The organism is Nostoc paludosum FACHB-159 (assembly GCF_014698835.1).
In the GTDB taxonomy this organism is placed as follows: domain Bacteria; phylum Cyanobacteriota; class Cyanobacteriia; order Cyanobacteriales; family Nostocaceae; genus Nostoc; species Nostoc paludosum.
The window spans coordinates 1-6,702 of sequence record NZ_JACJTU010000120.1; the positions used below are offsets into that span (position 1 = coordinate 1).

Annotated in this window: 14 protein-coding genes; 13 read left to right on the forward strand and 1 reads right to left on the reverse strand. The window is 40.9% G+C overall.

Annotation, left to right across the window (positions count from 1 at the left end):
• Positions 1-149 precede the first annotated feature (149 nt).
• Complete coding sequence (locus H6H03_RS38710; protein ID WP_190960281.1) at positions 150-365, forward strand: hypothetical protein; 216 nt, start codon at positions 150-152, stop codon at positions 363-365.
• Entirely contained in the window at positions 362-592 is a 231-nt protein-coding gene (locus H6H03_RS38715; RefSeq protein WP_190960282.1) for a hypothetical protein, read from the forward strand. Before H6H03_RS38710 ends, H6H03_RS38715 begins: the two co-directional genes overlap by 4 nt.
• A gap of 52 nt (positions 593-644) precedes the next feature.
• On the opposite strand, the gene H6H03_RS38720 is transcribed toward H6H03_RS38715, so the two are convergent.
• Complete coding sequence (locus H6H03_RS38720) at positions 645-932, reverse strand: hypothetical protein (protein ID WP_190960294.1); 288 nt, start codon at positions 930-932, stop codon at positions 645-647.
• A 205-nt stretch (positions 933-1,137) separates the two neighbouring features.
• Between H6H03_RS38720 and H6H03_RS38725 the strand changes: the two genes are divergently transcribed.
• The 11 genes from H6H03_RS38725 (at position 1,138) to H6H03_RS38775 (ending at position 6,499) form a co-directional block, all read left to right on the forward strand.
• Positions 1,138-1,401, forward strand: a complete 264-nt coding sequence (locus H6H03_RS38725) for a hypothetical protein (protein ID WP_190960283.1) — start codon at positions 1,138-1,140, stop codon at positions 1,399-1,401.
• A gap of 58 nt (positions 1,402-1,459) precedes the next feature.
• A complete protein-coding gene (locus H6H03_RS38730; RefSeq protein ID WP_190960284.1) occupies positions 1,460-2,368 on the forward strand; it encodes a hypothetical protein in 909 nt (302 codons plus the stop codon).
• A 133-nt stretch (positions 2,369-2,501) separates the two neighbouring features.
• Positions 2,502-3,059, forward strand: coding sequence for a hypothetical protein (locus tag H6H03_RS38735; protein ID WP_190960285.1), 558 nt, complete (start codon positions 2,502-2,504; stop codon positions 3,057-3,059).
• Positions 3,060-3,285: 226 nt separating this feature from the next.
• Positions 3,286-3,624, forward strand: coding sequence for a hypothetical protein (locus H6H03_RS38740; RefSeq protein ID WP_190960286.1), 339 nt, complete (start codon positions 3,286-3,288; stop codon positions 3,622-3,624).
• A gap of 10 nt (positions 3,625-3,634) precedes the next feature.
• On the forward strand, positions 3,635-3,931 hold the full coding sequence (locus H6H03_RS38745; RefSeq protein WP_190960287.1) for a hypothetical protein: 297 nt from the start codon (positions 3,635-3,637) through the stop codon (positions 3,929-3,931).
• Positions 3,932-3,937: 6 nt separating this feature from the next.
• Positions 3,938-4,132: a hypothetical protein gene (locus H6H03_RS38750; protein WP_190960288.1), complete on the forward strand. Its 195-nt coding sequence runs from the start codon at positions 3,938-3,940 to the stop codon at positions 4,130-4,132.
• Positions 4,129-4,389: a hypothetical protein gene (locus tag H6H03_RS38755; RefSeq protein WP_190960289.1), complete on the forward strand. Its 261-nt coding sequence runs from the start codon at positions 4,129-4,131 to the stop codon at positions 4,387-4,389. Before H6H03_RS38750 ends, H6H03_RS38755 begins: the two co-directional genes overlap by 4 nt.
• Positions 4,389-4,577: a hypothetical protein gene (locus H6H03_RS38760; RefSeq protein WP_190960290.1), complete on the forward strand. Its 189-nt coding sequence runs from the start codon at positions 4,389-4,391 to the stop codon at positions 4,575-4,577. Before H6H03_RS38755 ends, H6H03_RS38760 begins: the two co-directional genes overlap by 1 nt.
• An 87-nt stretch (positions 4,578-4,664) precedes the next feature.
• A complete protein-coding gene (locus H6H03_RS38765) occupies positions 4,665-5,732 on the forward strand; it encodes a hypothetical protein (RefSeq protein WP_190960291.1) in 1,068 nt (355 codons plus the stop codon).
• Between the two features lie 109 nt (positions 5,733-5,841).
• Entirely contained in the window at positions 5,842-6,291 is a 450-nt protein-coding gene (locus H6H03_RS38770) for a DUF1257 domain-containing protein (RefSeq protein WP_190960292.1), read from the forward strand.
• Position 6,292: 1 nt separating this feature from the next.
• Positions 6,293-6,499 (forward strand): DUF2997 domain-containing protein, encoded by a 207-nt coding sequence (locus H6H03_RS38775; RefSeq protein ID WP_190960293.1) that lies wholly within the window; start codon positions 6,293-6,295, stop codon positions 6,497-6,499.
• The last annotated feature ends 203 nt before the right edge of the window (positions 6,500-6,702 follow it).

Consider the following 6,702-nt stretch of genomic DNA (forward strand, 5'->3'; position numbering starts at 1 on the left):
GGATTCAATCATCTAATTGCCGCAATGAATCAATTTAAACCTTGTTATGCTTCTGGATAATTTAGCCTCTTTACTACTTGCTTATTCCGGAAAGTGACAGAAGAGGGCTATTTCATTATTTTCCTGAAATTGTTGAAGGAGTATGAAAAATGGAACCGAACGAAATGCTCAGAACATTTAATATTTGCTATGCCCAGATTCAAGCAATCGCTCAAGATGCAAATTGGCTTGCACTAGCTAATCAGCAAGACGTTGAGCCAGAAATGAAAACGCACTTGGGGGATGTGCTGCATTACTTGGGTGAAGCAATGGACTGTATTGAGCCGTTTATTGATGTCAAAGTTAACCAAAAGGTGCAAACGTGAAACTTTATCTGACGAGTGCTTCTTCAAATCTTCCCCCTTGGGCAACAATCACATCAACAACCCCAGATTTGATAGAGCTAGAAATTAACGACAACCATCCCGACTTTCAATCGCTCATCAATGGATTAACTAGTGAGATTCAGCCGGGGGTGATTGGGGTGAAGTCGGCTGATTTGTGTGAGGCATTAGTCGATAGATGCGAGGCTACTAATTTCGTTTTTGTGTGAAAAAGGCAAGGATTGAAAGAACAAACACTTGCCCGGAATACGAAACTACCGATTAGTTGATAATGCCATATTTTGTACTGCCTGCCTTTTCTCTTGAGGGAACAGGACGGGATTTTAACCTAACTACGGGTTTGGGCTTATGTTCAGCAGCAGTCGTCTGTTGTGCCAAATATTCAATAAGTTCATCCCCAGTTAGCTTTTTAACTAATGTGTGGGGGCGAATCGGCTGCAAAGTATTGTTTAACGTGCAATAGTCATCGCTGGTTTTCCTGTAGACGTAATGGGTGCTGATGCCTAGAATACGGAAGTAGTCGCCTGTTTGAAGCTCTTGAAATGTCATAAAAACAACTTCAATTACTGAATTAGTACACATTACCTTACGCCGGGATTTCCAGCAATCAGCATTGGTTACAGAATATAAGAGCGATATCAGCATAAAATTGGTATTTGCCAGCGCGACGAGCAATGCCCAGGCAATCTTTGGCAGCTTAAAATATTCAGTAGACACGAAAAACAGTAACTGATTGACCAACCAATTCAAGAAGATGACTGACGACAGCAGATTCGATGATATTTACCTGCGTCTGAATGAACTGACAGAGGACGTGGCTAATCTGAAAATACAGGCGGGAACGATTGGGACATCACAAGTAGCGATCGCTCGAACCTTGAGCTTGGCTACTGGACTAGCATCAGATATGCGTGAAGTCAAAGCAGATATTCGAGAAATGAAATCTGAGATTCGGAATTTAAACGCGGGGTTAGAAGAAGTTTTGAGATTACTACGTGCTGGCGGTTCTCAAACATAGTTTAGGATGGGCACAAATTATTTTATTTAGATAACGCAGATTAGCAGTTTGCTAAAACATGACCCAAAGATTCTACAGTCAATTTGTTGAACATTACCTTGAACAGCTACTTTCACCATTGGGTACTGTAGCAGTTAGTGGTTTACTAACTGATGAGGAACGCCGAGGAATTGTTCTGTTTTTACCGCAGGAAGTAACTCAAACCAAAGAACATTCACTTAGATTACTCGCTAAAGTTGCTCAAGGTGATTGTTCAATAGAAGTTTATTGTGAACCAATTGATGAAACAGATGTCCGAAATTGTCTTCGCAAACTTTTGAGTGTATTTTCCACTTTAAATTCTCAGGCACAAGCAGACGGTAAAACTTTAGATGAAAATGATTTGCCGCGCTTGTGGATTATAGTACCATCAGCTTCTTGTGAGCTACTCAACAATTTTGGTGCCAGATTAGAGTTAGAAAACTGGTCTAGTGGAATATACTTTCTGCCTGACATTTTTAGGCTTGCCATAATAGCAGTTGACGAGCTACCGATAACACCAGAAACATTGTGGTTAAGGATTTTAGGCAAAGGAGAAACGCAAGGTCAAGCTGTTGCTCAACTGTTGGCACTTCCAGAAAGCAACCAATTAAGGCAAAACACTTTAAGATTAATTACTAATTGGCGCATCATTATAGTTCAACAGCAAGAAACTTTAACAGAAGATGAGCAGGAATTAATTATGAATTTGTCGCAAGCTTATCAACAGTGGGAAGAAACTACTAAGCAACAAGGTATCCAAGAGGGCGTACAACAAGGACAACGCCAAGTTGTAGAAAACCTGTTGAGATTCCGGTTTGGTACTGTGGATGAAGAATTAGCGAGAGTAGTCAATAGTTTATTGCAGTTAACACCAGAAGAATTTACTCCACTATGTCTTGAATTATCTCGTGAAGATTTGCTAGCAAGATTTAATTCACATCAATAATCTGTAACTGTAAATAATTAGTAAGAAAAAGAGCTTTTGTGAAATCAAGAGCGCTGTTTTATTTGCTCTGCACTTGATACATCTGAAATTAACGGCTTCGCCAATGAAAGAGTGAAATGTATTGGATAAGCAAATGACCTCTCAAGAAAATAATGCAGAATTACTTGCTGCTTTAATGCGTCAAGAAGAACTACTCAAGCAGTTAGTTGCAGCAATCAATAAACCGAAATTGGGATTGCACTCTGAGGCTGGCAGTTGCAAAATCTACTGCAATCGTCACAACGGTTCACTGTGGTACACCCTCAGTAATGGTGAACCGAGTGCGATCGCCCAAACTGCCTTAACAGGATATCTGCGAGAAATCAAATTCGAGAAGTGTGAACGCAGAGGGAAAGAAGTTTACAAACTGTTGGCTACTATACTCGCTGACAGAACATATATCCTTGAATCTGGTCATGATACTCATTTTGCCAAAGGTTTATTAGCGGCGATCACCCTGCTGACACCACAACAGCTTTATTCTCCAGTTACAATTCAACCGCAGCCGGGGACAGACGAGAGCGTGTTGTTCTGTCGAGTGTGGATAGGAAGCGAGTTAGTTATGGCTAACTATAATGAACAAACAGACTGGCGAGAAACCAGTAAGCAAGCAATAGCTGTAACCAAGGCTGCGAATGAAATCGTATTTTAACCAGAAAATCCTAATCAAGAAAGGGCGGAAATAATCCGCCTTTTGAGTCAAAAGTTTGGTAAAAACCAATTATTGCAGATTAGTTGACAAGCTTGCTTAAAGCTATGTCTTAAGTATGAATGTATCAGTTAGCTGTAAGCAGGGCTTGTAACGAATTCTACTATCAATTGTTTCAGCCTTATCTACAGCTTGCTGTGCTGTAAATTCACTACTACCAATAAAAAGAATGACCACAACAATTGTTCAACCAACTGTCGAGAACTTACAACAGTTTTCTGGCTATTTCGACTTGTCCAAGCTGCTCAAATCTGATGGAATTCTGCCGTGGCTTTTGGCTAACGGTTGGGATTACGACGACCAAAACAATTCGCAATTCGCAGTTCGCAATTCGCAATTGCAAACGAAATTGAAAATTAATTCATTCAGGTTTCAAGCCCTTGATTTTAATCATGGAGAAACAAAAACGTGCAGCATCTATATTTCAAGTTCCTGCTTTCAGGCATGGGGTAATAATTGCGAATTGTTTTTGATGCTGCCCTTGGATTGGATGATTGGAAAAAATTAGGACACAACAAATGAGTAAACTACAGCAACTTCAAGAGGCTTGGGATGCACTGATGGGGCTAGATAAACGGCATTATGTAGCCACTGGATTTTATGCTTTGGGTGATGCATATTTAATCAGTGGTCAAGACCCAGCATACAAAGGCAAGATTGTACTGATAGAACATCGTCAGAGAACGCAAATCAATCATTGGGAGTTCACTTGTAATCGCTTGCAATGCTCTCAACAGCCGACGATTACAACCAATGGTGATGATGGTAAAGGGAATTTGAAACGCAAAGCGCAGTGTCTCAAAGTATTCAGCTAGAAAAGTATGTCGAAAAAACGTGTTTTAGAAGCTTCTTCTTATTATCCCTGCTTACGCTATCTCCAGAGATGCGGTGGAAGAGCTAAATTATCGCAACTGAATTTTAGTAGGGACGTAATTCAGAAATTAGTGGATAGCAACTTGGCTAAAGTTGCAAATACAGGTGCAGGTTTTTACTTGGAATTAGAGAAAAAGTCATGAAACTAAATCCTGTTTATGACCCAAAAACCCTGAATCAATCGAAAGTATACATGATTGAGGGTACACGTTATAAATATCTGCGAATTGATGGTAGTAGGAAAAATATCAAGTATGTATTCTCGCCCCTGCCAAGTCAAAAGAAGACAAAAGAAATCAGCCTCAATGAGACACGATTATCTATCCGATGTCAGGAGATTCAAGGGATGACTTACGAACCGTCGAAGGAACAAACTGCTGTGCAGATGGGGTTGCTGTGATGTCCATACATAAACCACCTGTTGTTAAATATCCTGTTAAGGTTCAGAGGGGAAATTCACAAAAGATAGTTTATCGAACTATCAGAAATATTCAACAACTCAAAAATCATCAAGCAGTGGGAACAACCAGAATCAATAAACAATGTCTTATGGTTCGGCAACAAGGTATTTATTGGGTTGTTGTTTAAGTTTGATTCCAATTTTAGCAAGCGAAGTTTCACCCGGTTAATAAAAAGCTTCGCTTAATTGAAAGTGAAAATTTGAGGTACTAAAAAATGGTACAGGCAATCGCACCTAACGAAACATTTCTCACTGATGCAACTGTTGAAAGAATCAATCTCTCCAAGTTGCATAAAACCCGAATTCGCTTTGGTATCCGAATCAAAAACAGCACGATAAGCGCAGCCCCTAAATGGGCAGATGTACTAAAAGCTGAAGATACTGGCACAGAATCAGACCTCATTAAAGTTACAAATTCTGAGGTTGGACTGCGTGGCATCAAAGTATTCAAAGCTTTAAATGAAGCTGCAAGCCAACTCCGACAAGAAATCGCTTCCGTCCAGGAATGGATGACATCTGACAATGGTGATTGGATTTGCCCAATTGACCTTGCACCCTTGGTGTGGAGTCAATTGCTCAACATTAGAGATGCGATCGCACCAACACTACGCGCCAAACTACTAAATGAGTACGAGCAAGGCTTGGAAGATTATCAACAGCGAATCGAAAACTTCATCTCTCTGAATACCTGGGAACTGCCGCTCTCTAAGCAAGAGTCAGTAAAAGCTAATCTTCTGAAGGCATTCCCAACTTTGGCTGAATTGGAAGACTGTTTGCAAGTGGTAATATCAAGACCAGTGATTATCCCGGCACTGTCCGAACAACTGTCGCAGCAACAAGCTCTTTGCCTCAATCAAATCACTCAGTTCATCAACCAGTACGACCAAAACTTGGAACAAAGATTGAAGGAAGCGGCTGTAGCTGGCGGTGAACAACTCGCCGCACAGTTACTTGAAGAGTTGGCTGATTGGGAACCCGGACGTAAACCAATCCAATTTAAAAAAAAGATGGAACGCCATCTAATGAAGGTTCAGGTACTACTAGCGAATGCTGACCCCCAAGCTGGTAGTAGCTTAGAAGCGATGATGGCGCACATTGACTCGATTGTTAACGATCCGGCGATTGAGTCGAAAAATCTTGGTAGTGAGGGGCAAAGCCTTTTGCAGCAAAAGATGCAAGAAATTCGCACCAAGCTACTAGATGAACAGCGCAATCTGCAACAGCTTGCAACTGGTGATGTGGGTTTGTCGAAAGCTACCGTTATGTCATTCAAATTTAGGTAAAAAACAGCCTTGGGCGGAGTGTATTCGCCCAAGACTAAGTACCTAACGAAAAATGCAATATTCATTTCAAAAAAGAATACCGCACTCCTAATATAGGGACAAAATTCTCATGTCACACTTCTCAACCGTTAAAACCAAACTCACTAATCGCGAATGTTTAGTACAAGCCCTCACAGATCTAAACTTATCACCGCAAGTTCATGAAAAAGCACAGTCATTAAAAGGCTACTACGGGTCATCTCAAGGGCAAAGTGCTGAAATCATCGTATCTGGTCGCACCATAAAAGCCCGTGCAGACATCGGTTTTAAATGGAACATCTCAAGTGGTGTGTATGACGTAATACACGATAGCTATGAGACAGTTCCAAAGTTGGGCAAAGACTTTTTCAGCAATAAACTAATGCTTGCATACGGACAACGGATGGTGAGAGCTAAAGCTCTTGAATTACAAGAGAAATTTGGGGAGTGCGCGATCGCACAATCAACCAACGGCACTGTACAAACTTTACGGCTGACTTTTGCTGGACATCAAGAAATACAACAATATGTAAGGAGATAGTATGGAACGTTCAGTTTTGATTCATTTCGACTCGGCTACAGGTGAAGTTCGAGTAGAAGCGGAGGGATTTGAAGGGCTAACTTGTTTGTCAGCTACCCAACCTTTTGAAGAGGCGTTGGGGATTGTGGAAGGCGATCGCACTTTCAAGGAAGAATCAGCACCACAGCTTCGGACTACGAACAGTAGTCAAACCCGTTTGCATCAGTAATTTTTGATAGGGGGATTAAATAATCCCTCCACTTCTAATTTATGTCAGAACTAGACAAAGAATACCCGTTTGTGCACATTTACGCCCAACAAAAATAGACATCTCCGAAAACTGTCAAAGCTTTGCTGTGGCTAGCTTATGAGACGTAAATGCAAGCATCAAAAGCTAACTAGTGAATATGATAAAATACGGGTTTGAGATAT

Excerpts from the sequence above, each read along its gene's own strand:
- H6H03_RS38710 (WP_190960281.1), top strand. The coding sequence starts at position 150 with ATGGAACCGAACGAAATGCTCAGAACATTTAATATTTGCTATGCCCAG.
- H6H03_RS38720 (WP_190960294.1), bottom strand. The coding sequence starts at position 932 with ATGACATTTCAAGAGCTTCAAACAGGCGACTACTTCCGTATTCTAGGC.
- H6H03_RS38725 (WP_190960283.1), top strand. The coding sequence starts at position 1,138 with ATGACTGACGACAGCAGATTCGATGATATTTACCTGCGTCTGAATGAA.
- H6H03_RS38730 (WP_190960284.1), top strand. The coding sequence starts at position 1,460 with ATGACCCAAAGATTCTACAGTCAATTTGTTGAACATTACCTTGAACAG.
- H6H03_RS38735 (WP_190960285.1), top strand. The coding sequence starts at position 2,502 with ATGACCTCTCAAGAAAATAATGCAGAATTACTTGCTGCTTTAATGCGT.
- H6H03_RS38740 (WP_190960286.1), top strand. The coding sequence starts at position 3,286 with ATGACCACAACAATTGTTCAACCAACTGTCGAGAACTTACAACAGTTT.
- H6H03_RS38745 (WP_190960287.1), top strand. The coding sequence starts at position 3,635 with ATGAGTAAACTACAGCAACTTCAAGAGGCTTGGGATGCACTGATGGGG.
- H6H03_RS38750 (WP_190960288.1), top strand. The coding sequence starts at position 3,938 with ATGTCGAAAAAACGTGTTTTAGAAGCTTCTTCTTATTATCCCTGCTTA.
- H6H03_RS38755 (WP_190960289.1), top strand. The coding sequence starts at position 4,129 with ATGAAACTAAATCCTGTTTATGACCCAAAAACCCTGAATCAATCGAAA.
- H6H03_RS38760 (WP_190960290.1), top strand. The coding sequence starts at position 4,389 with ATGTCCATACATAAACCACCTGTTGTTAAATATCCTGTTAAGGTTCAG.
- H6H03_RS38765 (WP_190960291.1), top strand. The coding sequence starts at position 4,665 with ATGGTACAGGCAATCGCACCTAACGAAACATTTCTCACTGATGCAACT.
- H6H03_RS38770 (WP_190960292.1), top strand. The coding sequence starts at position 5,842 with ATGTCACACTTCTCAACCGTTAAAACCAAACTCACTAATCGCGAATGT.
- H6H03_RS38775 (WP_190960293.1), top strand. The coding sequence starts at position 6,293 with ATGGAACGTTCAGTTTTGATTCATTTCGACTCGGCTACAGGTGAAGTT.